Source organism: Streptomyces sp. NPDC043746 (assembly GCF_056436485.1).
In genome coordinates this window covers 41,742-64,822 of sequence record NZ_JBWKCM010000007.1, presented here as the reverse complement: position 1 = coordinate 64,822, position 23,081 = coordinate 41,742, and the positions used below count along the sequence as shown (strand labels likewise).

Here is a 23,081-nt window from a genome sequence, read left to right as displayed (position 1 = left end):
GAGGGCGTGCGGACCGGGGGCGCCCCGATGCGCGAGGCACCGGCGCGGTCGCCCCGGAACAGGCGCTGACCGGGCTGACGGCCTCGGAGGGGCGCACCTCGCACCCCCCCGTACCGACTACGGTCTCCGTGCTCCCGCGGGCTCCGGGTCCCCGGAAGGCTCGCCCGAGGGCTTTCCGGAAGGTCCCTCCGACGGCTCCCCGGACGGGGTGCCCGACGGCTCCCCCGCCCGTTCCTCCGACGGTCGTGGCAGCCGTGCCGCCCGTACCCCCGTCAGTCGCCCGCCCTGTTTCGACGGCACCCACTTCGGCAGGTGGTGCGGCAGCGAGCCGTACCAGACGCGGGAGACCCCGTAGCCGAACGCCAGGCAGACCATGCCGCCCACCGCGTCCAGCCAGAAGTGGTTGGCGGTGGCCACGATGACGACCAGCGTCAGCGTCGGGTAGAGCAGGCCCAGAATGCGGGCCCAGGGGGCCGAGGCCAGGGCGAAGATGGTCAGGCCGCACCAGAGGGACCAGCCGATGTGCATCGACGGCATCGCCGCGTACTGGTTCGACATGTTCTTGAAGTTGCCCGAGGCCATCGAGCCCCAGGTCTCGTGCACGAGCACGGTGTCGATGAAGTTCGCGCCGTTCATCAGACGCGGTGGTGCCAGCGGGTAGAGGTAGTAGCCGAGCAGGGCCACCGCCGTCGTCGCGAAGAGGACCAGCCGCGTCGCCGCGTAACGGCCCGGGTGGCGGCGGAAGAGCCAGACGAGGACGCCGATGGTCACGACGAAGTGCAGCGTCGCGTAGTAGTAGTTCATCGACACGATCAGCCACGTCACGGAATTGACCGCGTGATTGACCGTTTCCTCGAACGCGAGGCCCAGGGACTTCTCCGCCGACCAGATCCAGTCCGCGTTCCGCAGGGCCTGGGCCTTCTGCTCGGGGACGGCGTTGCGCACGAGCGAGTACAGCCAGTAACTGACCGCGATGAGCAGGATCTCGAACCAGAGCCGGGGCCGACCGGGCGATCGCAGGGAACGGAAACGGTCCGACCAGCCGGTCTTCCCGTCTTCCAGCGCTGTCACATGCGTTTCACCCATAGGCAGAGAGTCTTCCATAGAGATTCCCCTGCCCTCGATCATCCTCCGGTCGGGTTCCCGTCGCACATCCTGCGTCTCAAGGACGAGGGCATCGGCCTCAAGGACGAGACGGGGACCCTGAGCCGCCTCCGGGGCCCGAGGCCGTCGTCCCGCGGACCACCAGCTCCGGCATGAAGACGAACTCGCTGTGCGGGGCCGGGGTCCCGCCGATCTCCTCCAGCAGGGTGCGGACCGCGGCCTGGCCCATCGCCGTCACCGGCTGCCGGATGGTGGTGAGCGGCGGATCGGTGAACGCTATGAGCGGTGAATCGTCGTAGCCGACGACGGAGAGGTCCCGGGGGACCTCCCGGGAGAGCCGGCGGGCCGCCCGGATCGCCCCGAGCGCCATCATGTCGCTCGCGCAGACGACCGCCGTGCAGCCGCGTTCCATCAGGGCGGAGGCGGCGGCCTGGCCGCCCTCCAGGGTGTACAGGGAGTGCTGGACCAGCTCCTCGATCTCCTCCGGGGCCAGACCCAGCTGCTCCCGCATCGTGGCGTGGAAGCCCTCGATCTTGCGGAGCACCGGCACGAACCGCTTGGGGCCGACCGCCAGTCCGATACGGGTGTGGCCCAGGGCCACCAGATGCGTCACGGCCAGTCGCATCGCCGCCCGGTCGTCGGGGGAGATGAAGGGGGCCTGCACCTTGGCGGAGAAGCCGTTGACGAGGACGAAGGGGACACCCTTGCCGCGCAGTTGCTCGTAGCGCTGCATGTCGGCCGAGGTGTCGGCGTGCAGCCCGGAGACGAAGATGATGCCCGAGACGCCCCGGTCCACCAGCATTTCGGTGAGTTCGTCCTCGGTGGAGCCGCCGGGGGTCTGGGTGGCCAGCACCGGGGTGTACCCCTGCCGCGTCAGCGCCTGGCCGATGACCTGGGCCAACGCCGGGAAGATGGGGTTCTCCAGCTCGGGGGTGATCAGTCCGACCAGGCCCGCGCTGCGCCGACGCAGCCGTACGGGGCGTTCGTAGCCGAGGACGTCGAGCGCCGCGAGGACGGATTCGCGGGTGGTAGCCGCGACCCCGGGCTTGCCGTTCAGGACTCGGCTGACCGTCGCTTCGCTGACCCCCGCCTGAGTTGCGATATCGGCAAGCCGTGCGGTCATGTCAGTGGACTGTACCGGGCGCGTGTCGGATTGCCCACTGTGCGGCATCGAGGGGGCGGGCCTCCGGCTGCGGAGCCGTGGTGCCGTGCTGCCGCGGCAGGGTTCCCGGCAAGGCCTTGCAAGCTCTTGCGGAGGCGCCGTTGCGGGGTGCGATCGGATCGTCGCACTGCGGGTGTGCCGTGCGTGGCCTGCCCCTGCCAGGATTCCACGGCTGCCGTCAAGGGGCTTGACGGCAACCTTGAGGACACGCGAATGTAACGATCAACAGGGCTTGCAGAAATCTTCCGCAAAGTCTTTCGGCGCTCTTTCATCCTTGTTACGTTCACGTCGACCCGGCGCCGCGACGGAGCGGTACGGCAGTTGAAGGAGTTCAGATGCGACGTGGCATAACGGCCACCGCCCTGGTCGCGGCCCTGGCGCTCGCGGCGACCGCGTGCGGCGGTGGCGACAAGTCCGACGGCGGTTCGAGCTCGGGCGAGCTCTCCGGCACCGTCACCTGGTGGGACACCTCCAGCGTCGGCAGCGAGGACAAGGTCTTCAAGAAGCTGGCCGAAGGCTTCGAGAAGAAGCACCCGAAGGTCGACGTCAAGTACGTCAGCGTCCCCTTCGGTGACGCGCAGAACAACTTCAAGAACGCGGCCCAGTCCGGCAAGGCCGCGCCCGACGTGATCCGCTCCGAGGTCGCCTGGACCCCGGACTTCGCCTCCCTGGGCTACCTGGCCCCGCTGGACGGCACCGCCGCCCTGAAGAAGCAGGACGACTTCCTGCCGCAGGCCGTCGCCTCCACCAAGTACGAGGACAAGACCTACGCCGTCCCGCAGGTCATCGACTCCATGGGCATCTTCTACAACAAGAAGCTGCTGGAGAAGGCCGGCGTCCAGCCGCCGGCCAACCTGGACGAGCTGAAGAGCTCCGCCAAGAAGATCAAGGACAAGACCGGCAAGACCGGCCTCTACCTGCGCGGCGACGACCCGTACTTCTTCCTCTCCTTCCTCTACGGCGAGGGCGGCGACCTGGTCGACGCCAAGACCAAGACCATCACCGTGGACAAGCCCGAGGGCGTCAACGCGTTCAAGGCGGTCAAGGCCCTGGTCGACGACGGCACCGCGAAGACGGATGCCTCCGACGGCTGGGAGAACATGATGCAGGCGTTCAAGAACGGCGACGTCGCGATGATGATCAACGGCCCCTGGGCCGTCGCCGACACGCTGACCGGCAAGGAGTTCACGGACAAGGACAACCTGGGCATCGCCACGGTCCCGGCCGGCTCCGCCGCGCACGGCGCCCCCCAGGGCGGTCACAACCTCGCCGTCTACGCCGGTTCGAAGAACCTGGCAGCCTCCTACGCCTTCGTCGAGTACATGACGTCCGTGGAGGCCCAGGCCACCGCCGCCGGCGAGCTGGGCCTGCTGCCGACGCGCACCTCCGCCTACGCCAAGAAGGAGGCCGTCAACAGCGAGATCGTCGGCTTCTTCAAGCCGGTCGTCGAGACCGCCGTCGAGCGCCCCTGGATCCCCGAGGGCGGCAGCCTCTTCGCCCCGCTCGGCGTCGAGTACACCAAGGTCCTCACCGGTCAGACCACGCCGGAGAAGGCCGCCAAGACCGTCGGCGACGAGTACCGCAAGCTCCTGAAGGACTGGAAGTAACAGGAAGGTTGGCCGACTGATGGCTGTCCACACCAGCCAGTCGGTGGTGAAGGCCGCGGGCGGGAACACCGCCCGCGGCCGGAGCCGCGGTACTGGCACCCCACCACCGGCCCCCGGCCGTATCCGGCGCGGCCTGTCGACCCACTGGTACGCCTGGACCATGGTCGCCCCGGTCGTCGTCGTGATCAGCGTGATCATCGGCTACCCGCTGCTGCGCGGGATCTACCTGTCGATGACGGACGCCGACGAGCGCAACGTCGCCCGCTCCATCGGCGTCAACGAACTGCCCGCCACCTACGAGTTCGTCGGCCTGGACAACTACGTCGACGCGCTGACCGGCTCGCAGTTCCTCGGCACGCTCGGCTGGACGCTGGTGTGGACGGTCGCCTGCGTGAGCATCACGTTCGCGTTCGGCATGGCGCTGGCCAACCTCCTCAACCGGAGGATCGCCGGCCGCTCCGCCTACCGCATGGCCCTCATCCTGCCCTGGGCCATCCCCGGCTTCGTCTCCGTCTTCGCGTGGCGCTTCCTCTACAACGAGGAGCGCGGCCTGCTCAACAAGATCCTCGGCGGCGCCGGCTTCGACGCCGTCCCCTGGCTGAACGACCCGACCGTCGCCAAGCTCGCGGTCATCGCCGTCAACGTCTGGCTCGGTATCCCCTTCATGATGGTCGCCCTGCTCGGCGGGTTGCAGTCCATCCCCTCGGAGCAGTACGAGGCCGCCGAGATGGACGGCGCCACCGCCTGGCAGCGCTTCCGCCACATCACGCTCCCCGGACTGCGCCCGGTCTCCACCACGGTGGTCCTGCTCTCCACCATCTGGACCTTCAACATGTTCCCGGTGATCTTCCTGCTCACCCGCGGCGGACCCGGTGAGGCCACCCAGATCCTCGTCACCCAGGCGTACAAGTTCTCCTTCGAGATCAGCCCGCGCGACTACGCCCAGTCCTCCACCTGGGGCGTGCTGATCCTCGTACTCCTGATGCTCTTCGCCGTGATCTACCGGCGAGTCCTCCGCTCTCAGGGAGACAACTGGTGACCACCGCGACCGAAACCCCCGGCCGGCACGCCGTACGCAAGGTCCGGCTGCGCGGCGAGCGCTCCCCGCTCGCCTCGATCGGACTCCACCTCACCCTGATCGTGGCCTCGGTGATCGCGGTCTTCCCGGTGCTGTGGGTCCTGCTGACCTCGCTCAAGCCCGCCAAGTACGCCACCACCACGGACTTCTTCCGCGAGACCACGTTCGTCAACTACACGAACCTGATCCGCGACACCGAGTTCCTCCGCTGGTTCGCCAACTCCGCGATCATCGCCGGGCTCTCCACCGTCATCGGCGTCTTCGTCGCCGCCACCACCGGCTACGCCGTCAGCCGCTTCCGCTTCCCCGGCAAGCGCGGGCTGATGTGGACGCTGCTGATCACCCAGATGTTCCCGGTCGCCGTCCTCATCGTGCCGATCTACAACATCATGGCGAACCTGGGACTGCTCAACCAGCCGGCCGGTCTCGTCATCACCTACCTCACCATCTCGGTGCCCTTCTGCGCCTGGATGATGAAGGGCTTCTTCGACACCATCCCGCGCGAGATCGACGAGTCGGGCGAGGTCGACGGCCTCACCCCGTTCGGCACCTTCTGGCGCCTGATCCTGCCGCTGGCCAAGCCGGGCCTCGCGGTCACCGCCTTCTACTCCTTCATCACCGCCTGGGGCGAAGTGGCGTACGCCTCCGCCTTCCTGGTCGGTGACGAGAACCTGACGCTCGCCGGCGGGCTCCAGAAGTTCGTCAACCAGTACGGCGCCCAGTGGGGCCCGATGACCGCGGCCTCCGTGCTCATCGCCATCCCGGCCGCCCTGGTCTTCCTGTTCGCGCAGAGGCACCTGGTCACCGGCATGTCCGCCGGAGCCGTCAAGGGCTGACACCGCCAGGACGCCACCACCCGCACGCACCACCGCATTCGTCACGGCGGCGCCGGAAACCCCGACCCGGTCACCGGCGCCGCTCCCCACCCAGACACCCCAGGGACGACATGACCCAGCACCTCGCTGCCCCCTCCACCGGCACGTCCGACGACGCCCCGGGCCACCGCACCGGCTGGTGGCAGGACGCGGTGATCTACCAGGTCTATCCGCGGAGCTTCGCCGACGGCAACGGCGACGGCATGGGCGACCTCGCCGGAGTCACCGCCCGCCTGCCCTACCTGCGGGACCTCGGCGTCGACGCGGTGTGGCTCTCCCCCTTCTACGCCTCCCCGCAGGCCGACGCCGGGTACGACGTCGCGGACTACCGGGCCATCGACCCCATGTTCGGCACCCTGCTGGACGCCGACGAACTGATCCGCCAGGCGCACGCCCTGGGCCTGCGCATCATCGTCGACCTGGTCCCCAACCACTCCTCCGACCAGCACGAGTGGTTCAAGCGCGCCCTGGCCGAGGGCCCCGGCTCCGCCCTGCGCGAGCGCTACCACTTCCGCCCCGGCAAGGGCGCGAACGGCGAACTCCCGCCCAACGACTGGGAGTCCATCTTCGGCGGCCCCGCCTGGACCCGCACGGTCAACCCGGACGGCACCCCCGGCGACTGGTACCTCCACCTCTTCGCCCCCGAGCAGCCCGACTTCAACTGGGAGCACCCGGCCGTCGCGGACGAGTTCCGCTCCATCCTGCGCTTCTGGCTCGACATGGGCGTCGACGGCTTCCGGGTCGACGTCGCCCACGGCCTGGTCAAGGCCGAGGGGCTGCCCGACCTCGGCGCCCACGACCAGCTCAAGCTGCTCGGCAACGACGTGATGCCCTTCTTCGACCAGGACGGCGTCCACGCGATCTACCGCAGCTGGCGCACCATCCTCGACGAGTACCCCGGCGACCGGATCATGGTGGCGGAGGCCTGGACCCCGACGGTCGAGCGCACCGCCAACTACGTGCGCCCCGACGAGATGCACCAGGCGTTCAACTTCCAGTACCTGGGCACCGACTGGGAGGCCGGAAAGCTCCGCGAGGTCATCGACGTCTCGCTCGCGGCGATGCGCCCGGTCGGCGCCCCCACCACCTGGGTGCTCTCCAACCACGACGTCACCCGGCACGCCACCCGGTTCGCCAACCCGCCGGGGCTCGGCACCCAGATCCGTACCCCGGGCGACCGTGGACTCGGCCTGCGTCGGGCCCGCGCCGCCACCCTCCTGATGCTCGCCCTGCCCGGCTCCGCCTACGTCTACCAGGGCGAGGAGCTGGGCCTGCCCGACGTCACCGACCTGCCCGACGAGGCCCGCCAGGACCCCTCGTTCTTCCGCGCCGAGGGCCAGGACGGCTACCGCGACGGCTGCCGCGTCCCGATCCCGTGGACCCGCGAGGGCACCTCGTACGGGTTCGGCGCGGGCGGCAGCTGGCTTCCGCAGCCCGCCGGCTGGGGCGAGCTGTCCGTGCAGGCGCAGACCGGCGTGGAGGGCTCCACCCTGGAGCTGTACCGCGCCGCCATCGCCGCCCGCCGGGAGCACCCGGGGCTCGGCGCGGGCACCGACGTCGAGTGGCTGGACGGCCCCGAGGGCGTCCTCGTCCTCGCCCGCCCCGGCTTCGTCTGCACCGTCAACACCACCGGCGCCCCGGTCCGCATCGCCGCCCGCGGCCGGGTGCTGCTCGCCAGCTCCCCGGTCACCGTCGACGGCGCCGAGGCCCAGCTCCCCGCCGACACCACGGTGTGGTGGACGGTGTGACACTGCCCGCACCCAGGACCGGCGCCGCGCCCCGGCTCTCCGACATCGCCGGGCAGGCGGCGGTGAGCGAGGCGACGGTCAGCCGGGTCCTGAACGGGAAGCAGGGCGTCGCGGACACCACGCGTCAGCGGGTGCTCGCGGCGCTCGACATCCTGGGCTACGAGCGGCCGCTGCGGCTGCGCCGGCGCAGCGCCGGACTGATCGGCCTGGTGACACCCGAACTCACCAACCCGATCTTCCCGGCGTTCGCCCAGTCCGTGGAACAGGTGCTGGCCGGGCACGGCTACACACCCGTCCTCTGCACCCAGCTCCCGGGCGGGGCGACCGAGGACGAGCTGGTCGAGCAGCTCGTGGAGCGCGGCGTCGGCGGGATCGTCTTCCTCTCCGGGCTGCACGCCGACACCTCGGCCGACCCGGCCCGGTATGCCGCGCTCACCGAGCGCGGAGTGCCGTTCGTCCTGATCAACGGTTACAACGAGCGGATCAGCGCCCCGTTCGTCTCGCCCGATGACAACGCTGCCGTCCGCATGGCCGTCGGCCATCTCGCGGACCTCGGCCACCGCCGGATCGGCCTGGCCGTCGGCCCGCAGCGGTACGTCCCCTCGCGCCGCAAGAGGGACGGGTTCGTGGAGGCGGCGATCTCTCTGCTCTCCCTGGGCCGGGCGGAGGCGGAAGAACTCGTCTGCTCCACGCTGTTCAGCGTCGAGGGCGGCCAGGTGGCGGCGGGCGCCCTGCTGGACGCGGGGTGCACCGGAATCATCTGCGGCAGCGACCTGATGGCCCTGGGCGTCGTGCGCGCCGCCCGGGGGAGAGGGCTCGACGTCCCGCGTGACGTCTCGGTCGTCGGCTTCGACGACTCTCAGCTCATCGCCTTCACCGACCCGCCGCTGACCACCGTGCGCCAGCCCGTGCAGGCGATGGCGGCAGCGGCGGTGGGGGCCCTGCTTGAGGAGATCGGCGGGAGCCCGGTGCAGCGCACCGAGTACGTCTTCCAGCCGGAGCTGGTGGTACGGGGCTCGACGGCGGCGGTCCGCACGGAGAGCTGACCACCGCGGGGTGGGCAAGAAGAGGGACACGTTCAGGAGAGGCACCAGGAGTCGGCCCAGGGAGGGCCGGCGGGGAGTTTCAGCGACTCCGGGTGCCTCTCCTTGTCGTGACCGGCCCGGCCGGCCGGGCGCGTGGAGTGCGGGGCACCGCGAGGCGCGCCAGACCCCTCGGCCGACCGGACCGGAGTCGGATGAAACGTAACAGGCCCGCAATATCTTGCGAAAGACCTTGCAGCAAGAAAACTCGAAGAAAAATGGCTTGTTTCGTGGATGTGAGCGGGGGATGTCCAAAGGGTTGACCGGCGCCTGGTGGCCTCGTACGGTCTGGTCCGCAGCAAGGTTTGCAGTCTTGCAGCAAGAACCTTCAGGAGCCTTGAGGGCATGGCGCGTTGCCGACTGAGGCTGCACCGTCACCCGCGTTTCCCCCACCCGCAGGAGGAAAGACATGGCACGCAGACCCCTGTCTGCCGCGCTCGCCCTCGTGGCCGGCGCCGCTGCCGCCCTGGTCATCCCCACCGGATTCGGCACCGCGTCCCCCGCGCAGGCCGCCGCTCCGGGCGACAAGGACGTCACGGCCGTGCTGTTCGAGTGGAAGTTCGCCTCCATAGCCAAGGCCTGCACGGACTCCCTGGGTCCGGCAGGCTACGGCTACGTCCAGGTCTCGCCGCCCCAGGAGCACATCCAGGGCAGCCAGTGGTGGACGTCCTACCAACCCGTCAGCTACAGGATCGCCGGACGCCTCGGCGACCGGGCCGCCTTCTCGGCCATGGTCAACACGTGTCACGCGGCCGGGGTGAAGGTCGTGGTGGACTCCGTGATCAACCACATGGCGGCAGGCAACGGCACCGGCACCGGCGGATCGTCGTACACCAAGTACAACTACCCGGGCCTGTACTCCGGCAACGACATGGACGACTGCCGGGCGGAGATCACCGACTACCGGGACCGGGCGAACGTCCAGAACTGCGAACTGCTCGGCCTCGCGGACCTGGACACCGGCGAGGAGCACGTCCGCGGCAGGATCGCCGGCTACCTCAACGACCTGCTCTCTCTCGGCGTCGACGGCTTCCGCATCGACGCGGCCAAGCACATGCCCGCCGCCGACCTCGCCGACATCAAGTCCCGGCTCACCAACCCGAACGCCTACTGGAAGCACGAGGCGATCCACGGAGCCGGTGAGGCCGTCTCGCCCTCGGAGTACCTGGGCAGCGGAGACGTCCAGGAGTTCCGTTACGGGCGGAGCCTGAAGCAGGTCTTCCTCAACGAGGACCTGGCCCACCTGAAGAACTTCGGCGAGGCCTGGGGCTTCATGGAGTCCGGGAAGTCCGGCGTCTTCGTCGACAACCACGACACCGAGCGCGAGGGCGACACCCTCAACTACAGACACGGCTCCGTCTACACCCTGGCCAACGTCTTCATGCTGGCCTGGCCCTACGGCTCCCCGGACGTCCACTCCGGCTACGAGTTCAGCAACCACGACGCCGGACCGCCGAACGGCGGCCAGGTGAACGCCTGCTACAGCGACGGCTGGAAGTGCCAGCACGACTGGCGCGAGATCTCCTCCATGGTCGGCTTCCGCAACGCGGCGCGCGGCCAGGCCGTCACCGACTGGTGGGACAACGGGGGCGACCAGATCGCCTTCGGCCGGGGGAACAAGGCGTACGTGGCCATCAACCACGAGGGCTCCTCGCTGACCCGGACCTTCCAGACCTCGCTGCCCGCCGGTGACTACTGCGACGTGCAGTCCGGCAAGGGCGTCACGGTGAACGGCTCCGGCCAGTTCACCGCCACCCTGGGCGCCGGGACCGCCGTCGCCCTGCACACAGGCGCCCGTACGTGTTCCGGGGGCGGTGGCTCCACCCCCGACCCGGGCCCGGGCAACGGCTCCTCCGGTGCCTCCTTCGGCGTCCACGCCACCACCCAGCTCGGCCAGAACATCCACGTCACCGGCGACCAGGCGGCCCTCGGCAACTGGAACCCGGCCAGTGCGCCGAAGCTCGACCCGGCCGCGTACCCCGTCTGGAAGCTGGAGGTGAACCTGCCCGCCGGGACCACGTTCGCGTACAAGTACGTCCGCAAGGACGCCGCCGGCAACGTCACCTGGGAGAGCGGTGCCAACCGCACCGCCACCGTCCCGTCCTCCGGAAAGGTCACGCTCACCGCCGACGTGTGGCGTAGCTGACCCGTATGCCCCAGTGGGCCGGAGGCGCTGCCTCCGGCCCACTGCCAACCCTCCTGAACACCAGCCGAGGAGCAACCCTCTCGTGTCCAGAACCACTCTCAGGCGAGGGGTGATCGCCGCGCTCTGCGTGGCGCTGCTGCCCGTCGTCCCGGCGGCCACCGCCGCCGCAACGCCCCGACCGCCCGCCCCGCCCTCCGACGCGAGGCTGGCGAAGGAGGCGGCCCGGCACGACCTCACGCGCGAGCAGTTCTACTTCGTGCTGCCGGACCGGTTCGCCAACGGATCCACCGCCAACGACCGCGGCGGGCTGAAGGGCTCGCGCCTGGAGCACGGCTTCGACCCCACCGACAAGGGGTTCTACCAGGGCGGCGACCTCAAGGGCCTGACCCAGAAGCTGGACTACATCAAGGGTCTCGGCACCACCGCGATCTGGCTCGCCCCGATCTTCAAGAACCGCCCGGTCCAGGGCACCGGCAAGGACGCCTCGGCCGGCTACCACGGCTACTGGATCACGGACTTCACCCAGGTCGACCCGCACTTCGGCACCAACGCCGACCTGACGAAGCTGATCGACAAGGCCCACGCCAAGGGCATGAAGGTCTTCTTCGACGTCATCACCAACCACACCGCCGACACCGTCGACTACGCGGAGAAGGCCTACGGCTACAAGCCGAAGGGCGCCTTCCCCTACCTCGACCGGGACGGCCGCCCCTTCGACGACCGGGAGGGCGTGAAGAAGGTCGACCGGGACTCCTTCCCCTACACCCCGGTCCAGGCCCCCGGCGCGGAGAGGAAGGTGCCGTCCTGGCTCAACGACCCGACCATGTACCACAACCGGGGCGACTCGACCTGGGCGGGCGAGTCCAACGAGTACGGCGACTTCTTCGGCCTCGACGACCTGTGGACCGAGCGTCCCGAGGTCGTGAAGGGCATGCAGGAGATCTACGAGAAGTGGGTCCGCGACTTCCGTATCGACGGGTTCCGCATCGACACCGTCAAACACGTCGACCTGGACTTCTGGACCCAGTGGGCCACCGCGCTCGACGCGTACGCGGCCAAGCAGGGCCGGAAGAACTTCTTCATGTTCGGTGAGGTCTACTCCGCCGACCCGGCGATCACCTCGCCGTACGTCACCCGGGGCCGCCTCGACTCGACGTTGGACTTCCCCTTCCAGGAGGCCGCCCGGCAGTTCGCCTCCCAGGGCGCTCCGGCCGACCGGCTCTCCTCCGTGTACGCCAACGACTACCGCTACACCACGGACAAGGCCAACGCCTACGAGCAGGTCAGCTTCCTCGGCAACCACGACATGGGCCGTATCGGGGCCTTCCTCAAGCAGGACAACCCGAACGCCGACGACGCGGAGCTGCTGAAGCGGGCCCGCCTCGCCAACGAGCTGATGTTCCTCGGGCGCGGCAACCCGGTGATCTACTACGGCGACGAGCAGGGCTTCACCGGAGCGGGCGGCGACAAGGACTCCCGCCAGACCCTCTTCGCCTCGAAGACCGCCGACTACCTGGACGACGACCAGATCGGCACCGACCGCACCCACGCCTCGGACGCGTACGACACCACCCACCCCGTCTACCGCTCCATCGCCGGGCTCTCGAAGCTCACCAAGGAGCACCCGGCGCTGCGGGACGGCGTGCAGAGCGAGCGGTACGCGGACGGGTCCGTGTACGCCACCTCGCGCATCGAGACGGAGCGGCCGTACGAATACCTCGTCGCCTCCAACAACGCGACCACCCCCAAGACGGTCCAGCTCGCCACCGAGTCGGCCGGGATGGACTTCCGTACGCTCTACGGCGGTTCCGGCACGGTCCGCAGCGGTACGGACCGGAAGGTCACCGTCACCGTGCCCGCGCTCTCCAGCATCGTGCTGCGCGCGCAGAAGCCGGTCGGCGCCCCCGCCACCAGGCCCTCGATCACCCTGAAGGCCCCGGCCGCCGGTGCCACCGGCACCGTCGAGATCGACGCCGACGTGGACGGCGGGCAGCTCAACCGGGTCGTCTTCGCCGCCCAGGTGGGCAGCGGGAAGTGGCAGACGCTCGGTTCGGCCGACCACGCCCCGTACCGGGTCACGCAGTATCTCGACGAGACCGTCACGGCCGGAACGCCCCTGCGCTACAAGGCCGTTGTCGTCGACCGGCTGGGCCGCACCTCCAGCGCCCTCGCCGCCACCACCGCCGGGCAGACCCCGCCGAAGCCGAAGCCCGTCGCCGTGGAGCGGGACCGGGCCGTCGTCCACTACCAGCGCCCCGACGGCGACTACGACGGCTGGCAGCTGAAGTCCGGTGAGAAGACCGCCGAGTTCATCGGGCGGAGCGCGTACGGCGCGTTCGCCTGGCTCGACCTGGAGAAGGGCACGGACTCCGTCCCGTACACCGTCGAGAGGAACGGCACGGCGGACGGCCCGCAGCGGACCGTCGACCTCTCCGTCACCGGGCAGGTCTGGATCGAGCAGGGCAAGGACGGGCAGGCGGTCGAAGCCCCCGGGAGCCCGCCGCAGGACACCATGAAGGCGGTCCTCAACTACCACCGCGCCGACGGCGACTACGACGGCTGGGGTCTGCACACCTGGACCGGCGCCAAGGAGCCCACCGACTGGGCCAAGCCGCTGATGCCGGTGAAGAAGGACACCTACGGGGTCACCTTCGAGGTGCCGCTCACCGACGGGGCCAGCTCGCTCAGTTACATCCTGCACAAGGGCGACGAGAAGGACCTCCCCAGCGACCAGTCCCTCGACCTTGCCACCTACGGCCACGAAGTCTGGCTGATCGGCGGCAGGCCGGGCTACCTCCTCCCGCAGCTCGCAGGCGCCGCGGCCCCCGACCTCACCAGGGCCGAGGCCCAGTGGATCGACGCGGACACCGTCGTCTGGAAGGTGAAGGCGACCGACGCCACCAGCCAGCAGCTCGTGTACGCGAAGAAGGGCGGCATCTCCGTCGTCGACGGGGCGCTCTCCGACGAGGGCCGGTGGCTGCGTCTGGACCAGGCCGCGCTGAGCGACGCCCAGAAGGCGAAGTTCCCGCATCTGAAGGAGTATCCGGCCTTCAGCATCGACCCGCGTGACCGCGACCGTGTCCGTGAGTCCCTGCGCGGTCAGCTCATCGCCACCCAGCGCGCCGCGAACGGTGCTCTCCTCGCCGCGACCGGCGTACAGACGGCCGGAGTTCTCGACGACCTGTACGGGAAGCACGCGGCCGGCGCCGAACTCGGCCCGGTCTTCCGGAAGTCGGTGCCGACGCTCTCCGTGTGGGCACCGACCGCCGAGACCGTGGCCCTCGAACTCGACGGCCGTACGCACCCGATGAAGCGCGACGAGAGCACCGGCGTCTGGTCGGTCACCGGAAAGAGGGACTGGCGGGGCAAGCCCTACCGGTACGTGGTCACCGTCTGGGCACCCACCGTCCAGAAGGTGGTCACCAACAAGGTCACCGACCCCTACTCCACCGCCCTGACCGCCGACTCCGCCCGCAGCCTCGTCGTCGACCTCACCGACCCGAAGCTGGCGCCGAGCGGCTGGGCCGGGTTGAAGAAGCCCGCCGCCGCCCCGCTGCGGGACGCCCAGATCCAGGAGTTGCACGTCCGGGACTTCTCCATCACCGACCGCACCGCCCAGCACCCCGGTGAGTACCGGGCCTTCACCGACACCCGCTCCCAGGGCATGCGGCACCTGAAGAAGCTCGCGGACGCCGGCACCAACTACGTCCACCTGCTGCCCGTCTTCGACATCGGGACCATCCCCGAGAAGAAGAAGGACCAGGCCGTGCCCGCCTGCGACCTCCACGTCTACGCCCCCGACTCTCAGGAGCAGCAGGCCTGTGTGGGCAAGGCCGCGGCCAAGGACGGCTTCAACTGGGGCTACGACCCGTTCCACTACACCGTTCCCGAAGGTTCCTACGCCTCCGACCCCGACGGCACCACGCGCACGGTCGAGTTCCGGCAGATGGTCCAGGGCCTCAACCGGGCCGGACTGCGCACGGTCATGGATGTCGTCTACAACCACACCGTCGCCTCCGGCCAGGACGACAAGTCCGTGCTCGACCGCATCGTGCCCGGCTACTACCAGCGGCTCCTGGAGGACGGCACCGTCGCCACCTCCACCTGCTGCGCCAACACCGCACCCGAGAACACCATGATGGGCAAGCTCGTCGTGGACTCGGTCGTCACCTGGGCCAAGGAGTACAAGGTCGACGGCTTCCGCTTCGACCTGATGGGCCACCACCCCAAGGAGAACATCCTCGCGGTCCGCAGGGCGCTCGACTCCCTCACGCCCGCCAAGGACGGCGTTGACGGGAAGAAGATCATCCTGTACGGGGAGGGGTGGAACTTCGGGGAGATCGCCGATGACGCCCGTTTCGTCCAGGCCACCCAGAAGAACATGGCCGGCACCGGCATCGCCACCTTCTCCGACCGGGCCCGTGACGCGGTGCGCGGCGGCGGCCCCTTCGACGAGGACCCCGGCGTCCAGGGCTTCGCCTCCGGCCTCTACACCGACCCCAACTCCTCACCCGCCAACGGCACCCGCACCGAGCAGAAGGCCCGGTTGCTGCACTACCAGGACCTGATCAAGGTCGGCCTCTCCGGCAACCTGGCCGACTACACCTTCACCGACACCTCCGGCCGTACGGTCAAGGGCTCGGACGTCGACTACAACGGGTCGCCCGCGGGCTACGCGGCCGCCCCCGGCGAAGCGCTCGCCTACTCGGACGCCCACGACAACGAGACGCTCTTCGACACCCTCGCCTTCAAGCTCCCGACGGGGACGTCCGCCGCCGAGCGGGCCCGGGCCCATGTGGTCGCCATGGCCGCCTCCGTCCTCTCCCAGGGGCCCTCGCTCTCCCAGGCGGGCACCGACCGGCTGCGCTCCAAGTCGCTGGACCGCAACTCCTACGACAGCGGCGACTGGTTCAACGCCCTGCACTGGGACTGCCGTGACGGCAACGGCTTCGGCCGGGGGCTGCCGCCCGCCGCCGACAACGCGGACAAGTGGTCGTACGCCAAGCCGCTGCTGACGGCCTCCGCCACGATCGCGCCCGACTGCGCCCAGATCGACGGAGCTTCGGCCGCCTACCGCGACCTGCTCACCATCCGTACCACCGAGAAGGAGTTCTCCCTCGCCACCACCGCCCAGGTGCAGGCCGCCCTGTCCTTCCCGCTCTCCGGACCGGACGAGACCCCCGGCGTGATCACCATGCGCCTGGGCAGGCTCGCCGTGGTCCTCAACGCCACCCCGGAGTCGGCGACGCAGAAGCTCGCCGCCCCGGAGGGGAAGACGTACGCCCTGCACCCGGTCCAGGCCAAGGGGGCGGATCTTACGGTCAAACGAGCCACATACGAGGGGAAATCGGCCAGTTTCACCGTCCCGGGACGTACGGCGGCGGTCTTCGTCCTTCGCTGACTCCCACCGGCACTACGGTGACGGCAGACGTCGGCGAAGGAGCCGCGACAGCCGTCCTGGTCCACCCGGCCGGTCCCGTTTTCCCCGTCGAGACTTCACTCGTCGCGGGGAGGCGGGACCGGCCCGGTTCTGCGGCAGGAGCCCCGCCCCGGGGCGGTCGGCCCCACCGGCGCCCTCTGCCCCAGCGTGCCGGACGGTGTGACGATGACCCAGGTGGGATTCCTTCCCGACGAGACGAGCAGCTTCGTCGGGAGGCGGGCCGAACTGGCCCGGCTGGGAACCGCGTTGGCCGCGCGGCGGATGACCACCCTGATCGGCCCCGGCGGCGTCGGCAAGACCCGGCTCGCCGTCCGGGCCGCCCGCGCCGCCGCCGACCGCTACCCCGACGGCGCCTGGTGGGCCGACCTCTCCCCGCTCTACGACGACGCCCTGCTGCTCCCCACCGTCTCGGACGCGGTCGGGCTCGCCGACCACACCCTGCGGATGCCCGTCGAGGCGCTCTGCGAATGGCTCAGCGACAAACGCCTCCTGCTCGTCCTCGACTCCGCCGAACACCTCCGCGGCCCCTGCTCGCATCTGCTGGCCGAGCTGATCACCACCTCGCCCGGCCTGACCGTCCTGGTCACCAGCAGGCAGCCGCTCGCCACCCGGGGCGAGTACGTCGTCCGCGTCCAGCCGCTCCCGGTCGACGGCGCCCCCGACGCGCTCCGGCTCTTCGAGGACCGGCTGCGCGCCGCCGACCCGCACGCGGACCTGGAGGCGCCGGGGGACCGGGCGGCCGCCGCGGACATCTGCCGCCGCCTCGAAGGCATCCCGCTCGCCATCGAACTGGCTGCCGCGGGCATCGGCCGCCACACCGTGGCCCAGCTCGCCACCCGGATCGGCACCCGCTTCGACGCCCCGCCCGACGCCGATGAACTCACCGCCTCCCGGCTCGACCTCCTCGCCGACGACTCCCTCTGGCCCCGCCGCCACCGCACCCTGCGCACCACGATCGGCTGGAGCCACGAGCTGTGCACCCCGCTGGAACGCCTCCTGTGGGCCCGGCTGACCGTGCTCCGTACGGATTTCGACGAGGAGACCGCCCGCGAGGTCTGCACCGGGGGGCCGCTCACCCCGGACGCGGTGGACCGGGCGCTCCAGGGGCTCGTCGCCCAGTCCGTCGTCCAGCGCGACGGCGCCCGCTACCGGATGCTCGACACCCTGCGCGAGTACGGCCGCATGTGGCTCATCGAGCTGGGTGAGGAGGGGGCCGCCGCCGACCGGCACGCGAGAAGCTTCCTCGGCCTCGCCCGCCGCGCCCACGACGGGTGGACCGGACCGGACCAGATCTCCTGGTACCACAGGATCTCCGACACCCGTCTGGACCTGTGCGCCGCGCTGGACCACCTGCTCGCCCGCGATGTGGCGGCGGCCCAGGAGATGGCGGGCCGGGTCGGCTTCTTCTGGGCCTGCTGCGGCCATCTGTCGGAGGCGCGCGGCTACGCCCAGCGGGCCCTGGAGGCGGGCCCGGTGGAGGGCTCGCACCGCACCCGGCTGCAGTGGGTGCTCGGTGTCGCGGCGCTGCTCCAGGGGGACTTCGCCACCGCCGAGAAGTACGGGGCGCTCTGCACGGCCATCGCGCTCCACGACCGGGACGACGAGGGCATGCTCGGCGCCACCTACCTCTCGGGCCTCACCCGGCTGATGACCGGGGAGCCGGCGGCGGCGCTGGAGGCGGCGGAGCGGGTGCTACGGATGACGGAGCCGGGGAGGGCGGGGGAGGAGCGCCCGGAGATGTCACCGGGGGAGGGGGTCTCCGGCGGGCCGGGCCCGTCCGGAGAACCGGGGGCGCCCGGGGTGCCCGGAGGGGCGGGGGAGCCGGGGGAGCCGGGGGAGCCCGAAGGGCGCGGAGACTCCGCCCACCGGCTGCGCTGCCGCCTCATCACCGTCTTCGCGCTCACCGCGCTGGGTCGACTCACCGAGTCCCTGCGCGCCGCCACCGCGCTGCGTCGCTCCTGCGAGCGGGGCGGGGAGTACTGGACCCGCTCCTACGCCGACTACCAGCTCGCCCTGATCGCCCTCCTCCAGGGGCGCCCGGAGGACTCGGCCACGCACGCCCGGGCCATGCTCGCGGGCAAGCACCGGCTCCGCGACAGCTTCGGCATCGCGCTGGGCCTGGACATCCTGGCCGCCGCCATCGCCGCCCAGGGAGCGGGGGCCCAGGCGGCCAGGGTGTACGGCACCGGCCATGCCTACTGGCGGATGGTCGGCCACCCGCAGCGCGGCACCCCGGAGCTGGGCGCGATCCGCGAGACCTGCGAGCTCCAGGCCCGGGCGGCGGTGGGCGACGAGGCGTACCGGCGTGCCTTCGAGCGCGGGCAGGCGGACAACGCGGAGGTCGGTCTCGCCGCCGCGCTCCGCAGCGAGCTTCAGCTGTGAAGGCTCCGGGCGGTCTTCCGCCGTGACCGGGGGCGTGCGTCCGGAGGTGTGAAGCGGAAGGAGGGATTCTGACGGCGGACTACCCCGACCCGTGCATCGTGAGTTAGGTTAGGCATACCTAAGTAACCGCTTGGGTTTCCTGATCGCCTCTGGAGACATCGGATGCGTCCTTTCAGCGCCCGTGCCACGCAGCCGACCCGCGCCGAGCGCGTCCGGTCGATCCTCGTCGTCGCCCACTCGATGACGGTGGTGAGCGACGGCGTGCACACCGAGGTCCGCCGCCTGGACGGCACGGGGGCGATGGGCCACATCCACCTGCACGCCCCCACCGAGGGCGGCCACGTCCCGGCCGGTGAGCGGGTCCCGGCCCGCCTGGAGTTCACGGACATCGCCCCCACCCCCGTACGCGACCGGCTGCGCGCCCGGGTCACGGTGACCGGGCTGCTGGCATCGCCGTACAGCACGGACGCCGGGGACTCCACCTGCATGGAGTTCGGTCAGGCGGTCCTGGAGGACGCCGAGGGCCGCACGTTCGTCACGCTGGAGGAGTTGGAGCGGGCGGAGGCGGACCCGGTCGCCGCGTGCGAGGCGGGCATGCTGACCCACCTGTTCGACGACCACAGGGAGTTGGTACCCCTGCTGCTGCGCCTCGTCCGCCCCGTCCCGGAGCGGGACATGGTGCGAGCCCTGCCGCTGGCCCTGGACCGGTACGGAGTGACCCTGCGCCTGGAGTACCCGCGCGGCCACCGCGACGTACGGCTGCCGTTCCCCAAGCCCGTCAGCGAGACCGGCCAGGCGGGCCCGCAGGTCCACGCCCTCCTGGCCGCCGCCCGCCGCGTCTCGCACCGCAACGGGCTGCCCGCCTGACGGGTCCGTCAGTCCGCTGTGTGCGGCAGCCGCTGTTCCGGGACGGCCCCTGTGGCGGGGGCGAGCGCGGAGAGCCGGGCCAGCAGATCCCCGAACGGACCCTCCGCCGGCTCCTGGGCGAGCGCCCGCAGTGTGATGCCCGCCATCTCCTGGTCGTAGGCGGCGCTGACGGCGGCCAGCGCCGCGAAGTCGTGCACGAGCTGCAACTCCAGCTCCGCGCGCGGGATGCGCCGCCCGTCCAGCCAGATCAGCGCGGTCGACTCGGCCAGCGAGACCCAGGAGCGGACCACCAACTCCAGCCGCGCGGGCGGCTCTTCCACTCCCAGATGGGTGAGGATCTGCTCGTACGCGGCCTGCCGCACCCCGTCGATCAGGGCGTTGGCCGCCGAGGAGCCGGCCGCCGGACCGCCGCGCATCAGCGCGGAGAACCCCGGGCCGTGCTCGTCGACGAAGTCGAAGAACCGGCCCATCACCCGCAACAGCCGTGCTCCCAGGGGCCCTTCGGGCGGCTCCAGGAAACGGGCGGCCAGCTCGTCGGCCGCCCGCCGCAACGCAGCCTCGTACAGGCTCTGCTTGCCCGGGAAGTAGTGGTAGACCAGCGGCCGTGAGATGCCCGCGGCGGCGGCGATCTCGTCGATCGACACATCCTCGGGTGAGCGTCGGCTGAACAAGTCCAGCGCGACCCCGATCAGTTGCCGCCTGCGCTCGTCGACGCCCATCCTGCGCCGTACCCCGGTCGTCATCCGGACAGCCTAACCGGGGTGAGCGCCGAAGCCCCCTACAGGTCCAGCACCAGCCGTCCGTCCCGGCAGCGCGAGACGCAGATCAGCATGGAGTCCTCGCGTTCGTCGTCGGTCAGCAGCTCGTCGCGGTGGTCGATCTCGCCCTCCAGGACACGCTGTTGGCAGGTCCCGCAGAAGCCCTGCTCGCAGGAGTAGGCGACATGGGGCAGCTCCTGGCGGACGGCCGCCAGCACCGACTGCCCGGCCGCCACCCGCACAGTCCTCCCGGTGCGGTGCAGCTCCACCTCGAAGGGGCCGGAGTCCCCGGGGGCGGAACTCGTCGCGGAGAACCGCTCCAGATGCAGGACGCACCCCCCGGGGAGCGCGGCGGCGACTGCGTCCATCAGAGGTTCGGGGCCGCAGCAGTAGACGGCCGTGCCCGGGACGATGTCCGCCAGTACGGCGGCGGCGTCCGGATGCCCCGCCTCGTCCTGCGCGACCACGGTCACCCGCCCGTCCTCGGTGCCGAGCTTCTCGACCTCCTCCAGGAACGGCATCGATCCCCGGGACCGGCCCCCGTACACCAGGCGCCAGTCGGCCCCGCGCGTGGCCAGCGAGCGCAGCATCGGCAGGATCGGGGTGATCCCGATGCCGCCCGCGACGAAGACGTACGCCTCCGCCTCCACCAGCGGGAACCGGTTGCGCGGCCCGCGCACCTCGATCTCCGTGCCCTCCCGGAGCTGCTCGTGCACCTCCCGCGAACCGCCCCGCCCGTCCGCCACCAGCCGGGTCGCCACCGTGTACGTACCCGGGTCGTCCGGATCACCGCAGAGCGAGTACTGCCGCACCAGCCCGGAGGGCAGCACCAGGTCCAGATGCGCCCCGGGCTGCCAACGCGGCAACCCGGCGCCCTCCAGCCGCAGTTGTACGACCCCGTCGGCGACGGTGGTCCGTTCGGCGATCCGCAGCCGCCGCGCGGCGGTCGCCCGCCGCCGGGAATGCCCGGATACCGGCTCGGGCAGCGCGGGCATCGGCCAGAGCGGTGACCGGGCGATCCGGCGGCGCAGCGCCCGCCGGGTGAGCAGGGCGGCACCGGCGACGACGGCGACGGTGCGCAGGCGGGGCAGGGCCATGGGTCAGGGTGCTCCCGTCGTACGGGCCTCGGCGGCGAGCGCCGCGGGCGATTGGGCGAGGTAGGCGACGGCCTGGGCCGTACTGCCCTCCTGGGAGGGGTGATAGGACCGGCTCAGGTAGCTGGGCACGGACCGCAGGATCGCGCCCGTGCTGGGCAGCGTCCCTTCCTTCCCGCGGGTGTGGAACGCCTTGAAGGTGGCCTTGCCGTCCAGCAGGCTCGGGTCGTTCTCCATGAAGAACCGGGTCCCGCGCTGCCAGAGGAAGACCAGCGCCGAGAAGGCCGCCGCCCAGGTCCGCACCCGCCTGCGGTAGCCGCCGTCGACGTGCATGAACACCTCGAACGCCACCGACCGGTGCTCCACCTCCTCCGCCCCGTGCCAGCGCAGCAGGTCCAGCATGGTCGGGTCGGCGCCCTTGCGGTCCAGCGCCTCGGCGTTGAGGACCCAGTCCCCGAGGAAGGCCGTGTAGTGCTCGATGGCCGCGATCATCGCCACCCGCTCCATCAGCCACCACTGCGAGGGCCGCCCCGGCGGCAGAGTCCGGTCCCCCAGCAGCTTCTCGAAGAGCCAGTCGACCTGCGCGGTGTACGGGGTCGGGTCGAGCCCCAGCTCCCGCAGATGCGGCAGCACATCGTCGTGCGCCTGTGAGTGCACGGCCTCCTGTCCGATGAACCCGATGACGTCCTCGCGGAGTTGCTCGTCATGGATGAAGGGCAGGACCTGCCGGTAGACATGGATGAACCAGCGTTCCCCCGCCGGGAGCAGCAGATGGAGCACGTTGATGGTGTGCGTGGTGAACGGGTCGCCCGGCACCCAGTGCAGGGGGGTCTTCTCCCAGGCGAAGGAGACCTTCCGGGCCTTGAGCGCCGTCCGTTCCGACGCGACCGCCGCTGGCTGCGTGTTAGACATGGTGTCAATGTACTGACGGGTACCTCGGGGGACCAGAGGCGTGCACGGATTTCCCGGAGCCGGTGGGGGAGCCCCGGACCGTGGTGGTCGTGGTTCCGGGCCGTCGTGGTCAGGGCCCGGGGCGCGGACGTCCTGTGTCGCGAGCCTGGGCATCGCCCGTACCTGAGACCGCTTTTGGGTGCAGGATGGGCCGATGGCGACAGAACCGGAACGGCGATGCGGAGTCGGCCCCCGGGCCGCGGGCACCCTCCTGGCAGCGCTGCTGCTCCTGACCGGGTGCAGTGCGGACGGTGAGCAGGAAGCGGCCGGCGGTGCCGGGAAGGACCCTTCCTCGGCACCGCCGACCGCGACGGGAACGCTGGAGCAGCTGGCCGGGAAGGCCGGCTGCGAGCCCAAGGTGCAGACCGACGCCGATGAGCTGCGTCAGGCCCACTGCACCACGTCGGCCGGGCGCTATGTGCTGACCACCTTCGCCACCGACCGCGGTCAGCGCGAGTGGATCAACGAGGCCAAGGACTACGGCGGGTCGTATCTCGTCGGCCGCCGCTGGGTCGCCGCCGGTGAGGCGGAGGTGGTCGCGGCGCTGCGCGGCCGGCTCGGGGGGACGGTGGAGACCGCCTCGCCGCACCACTCGGGGGAGAGTGGTGATGGGGGGAACGAGGAGGAGCACTCCGGTCACCACGGGAGCTGACCGCGCAGGTTCAGGGGGACGGGCGCTGCCGGGCGTCGGCGGGCGCCCGGCAGCGGGGGGGGGGGGGGGGGGGGGGGGGGGGGGGGGGGGGGGGGGGGGGGTGGGGGGGGGGGGGGTGGGGAGGGGCCTGGCTAC

The 23,081-nt window shown here is 70.9% G+C and carries 15 protein-coding genes; 10 read left to right on the top strand and 5 right to left on the bottom strand.

The features are described 5' to 3' along the window. Positions 1-117: 117 nt before the first annotated feature. Both AC0682_RS10195 and AC0682_RS10190 read right to left on the bottom strand, forming a co-directional pair. Positions 118-1,086: a phosphatase PAP2 family protein gene (locus AC0682_RS10195; protein WP_478532119.1), complete on the bottom strand. Its 969-nt coding sequence runs from the start codon at positions 1,084-1,086 to the stop codon at positions 118-120. A gap of 97 nt (positions 1,087-1,183) precedes the next feature. Next, positions 1,184-2,227 carry a LacI family DNA-binding transcriptional regulator gene (locus tag AC0682_RS10190; protein ID WP_478532118.1) on the bottom strand — a complete coding sequence of 348 codons (1,044 nt, stop codon included), beginning with the start codon at positions 2,225-2,227 and terminating at the stop codon, positions 1,184-1,186. A gap of 374 nt (positions 2,228-2,601) precedes the next feature. Here AC0682_RS10190 and AC0682_RS10185 point away from each other — a divergent pair, with 374 nt between their 5' ends. The 9 genes from AC0682_RS10185 to AC0682_RS10145 all read left to right on the top strand — a co-directional run bounded on the left by AC0682_RS10185 (position 2,602) and on the right by AC0682_RS10145 (position 19,491). Further along, positions 2,602-3,873, top strand: coding sequence for an extracellular solute-binding protein (locus tag AC0682_RS10185; protein ID WP_254812680.1), 1,272 nt, complete (start codon positions 2,602-2,604; stop codon positions 3,871-3,873). Positions 3,874-3,892: 19 nt separating this feature from the next. Beyond that, positions 3,893-4,912: a carbohydrate ABC transporter permease gene (locus AC0682_RS10180; protein WP_254812681.1), complete on the top strand. Its 1,020-nt coding sequence runs from the start codon at positions 3,893-3,895 to the stop codon at positions 4,910-4,912. After that, positions 4,909-5,787: a sugar ABC transporter permease gene (locus tag AC0682_RS10175; RefSeq protein WP_254812682.1), complete on the top strand. Its 879-nt coding sequence runs from the start codon at positions 4,909-4,911 to the stop codon at positions 5,785-5,787. Before AC0682_RS10180 ends, AC0682_RS10175 begins: the two co-directional genes overlap by 4 nt. A 110-nt stretch (positions 5,788-5,897) precedes the next feature. Further along, positions 5,898-7,574, top strand: a complete 1,677-nt coding sequence (locus tag AC0682_RS10170) for a glycoside hydrolase family 13 protein (protein ID WP_254812683.1) — start codon at positions 5,898-5,900, stop codon at positions 7,572-7,574. Beyond that, complete coding sequence (locus tag AC0682_RS10165; protein WP_478532116.1) at positions 7,559-8,620, top strand: LacI family DNA-binding transcriptional regulator; 1,062 nt, start codon at positions 7,559-7,561, stop codon at positions 8,618-8,620. The genes AC0682_RS10170 and AC0682_RS10165 overlap by 16 nt, the downstream gene beginning before the upstream one ends. Positions 8,621-9,065: 445 nt before the next feature. Next, entirely contained in the window at positions 9,066-10,802 is a 1,737-nt protein-coding gene (locus AC0682_RS10160) for a carbohydrate-binding module family 20 domain-containing protein (RefSeq protein WP_478532115.1), read from the top strand. A gap of 82 nt (positions 10,803-10,884) precedes the next feature. Continuing rightward, positions 10,885-16,203, top strand: a complete 5,319-nt coding sequence (gene pulA / locus AC0682_RS10155) for a pullulanase-type alpha-1,6-glucosidase (protein ID WP_478532113.1) — start codon at positions 10,885-10,887, stop codon at positions 16,201-16,203. A 204-nt stretch (positions 16,204-16,407) separates the two neighbouring features. Further along, positions 16,408-18,624, top strand: coding sequence for an ATP-binding protein (locus AC0682_RS10150; RefSeq protein WP_478532112.1), 2,217 nt, complete (start codon positions 16,408-16,410; stop codon positions 18,622-18,624). Between the two features lie 162 nt (positions 18,625-18,786). Beyond that, positions 18,787-19,491 carry a DUF2470 domain-containing protein gene (locus AC0682_RS10145; RefSeq protein WP_478532110.1) on the top strand — a complete coding sequence of 235 codons (705 nt, stop codon included), beginning with the start codon at positions 18,787-18,789 and terminating at the stop codon, positions 19,489-19,491. Positions 19,492-19,499: 8 nt separating this feature from the next. Here the strand turns inward: AC0682_RS10145 and AC0682_RS10140 are convergent, their stop codons facing one another. Genes AC0682_RS10140 through AC0682_RS10130 form a run of 3 tightly spaced genes read right to left on the bottom strand, consistent with a single transcriptional unit; the run spans position 19,500 to position 22,255 of the window. After that, the gene (locus AC0682_RS10140) at positions 19,500-20,234 is read right to left on the bottom strand and encodes a TetR/AcrR family transcriptional regulator (protein WP_478532109.1); all 735 of its coding nucleotides are present in this window, start codon (positions 20,232-20,234) and stop codon (positions 19,500-19,502) included. A 35-nt stretch (positions 20,235-20,269) separates the two neighbouring features. Then, positions 20,270-21,346 (bottom strand): PDR/VanB family oxidoreductase, encoded by a 1,077-nt coding sequence (locus AC0682_RS10135; RefSeq protein ID WP_478532108.1) that lies wholly within the window; start codon positions 21,344-21,346, stop codon positions 20,270-20,272. Positions 21,347-21,349: 3 nt separating this feature from the next. Beyond that, entirely contained in the window at positions 21,350-22,255 is a 906-nt protein-coding gene (locus AC0682_RS10130) for a metal-dependent hydrolase (protein ID WP_478532106.1), read from the bottom strand. Positions 22,256-22,448: 193 nt separating this feature from the next. Here AC0682_RS10130 and AC0682_RS10125 point away from each other — a divergent pair, with 193 nt between their 5' ends. After that, on the top strand, positions 22,449-22,946 hold the full coding sequence (locus AC0682_RS10125; protein WP_478532105.1) for a hypothetical protein: 498 nt from the start codon (positions 22,449-22,451) through the stop codon (positions 22,944-22,946). Positions 22,947-23,081 lie beyond the last annotated feature (135 nt).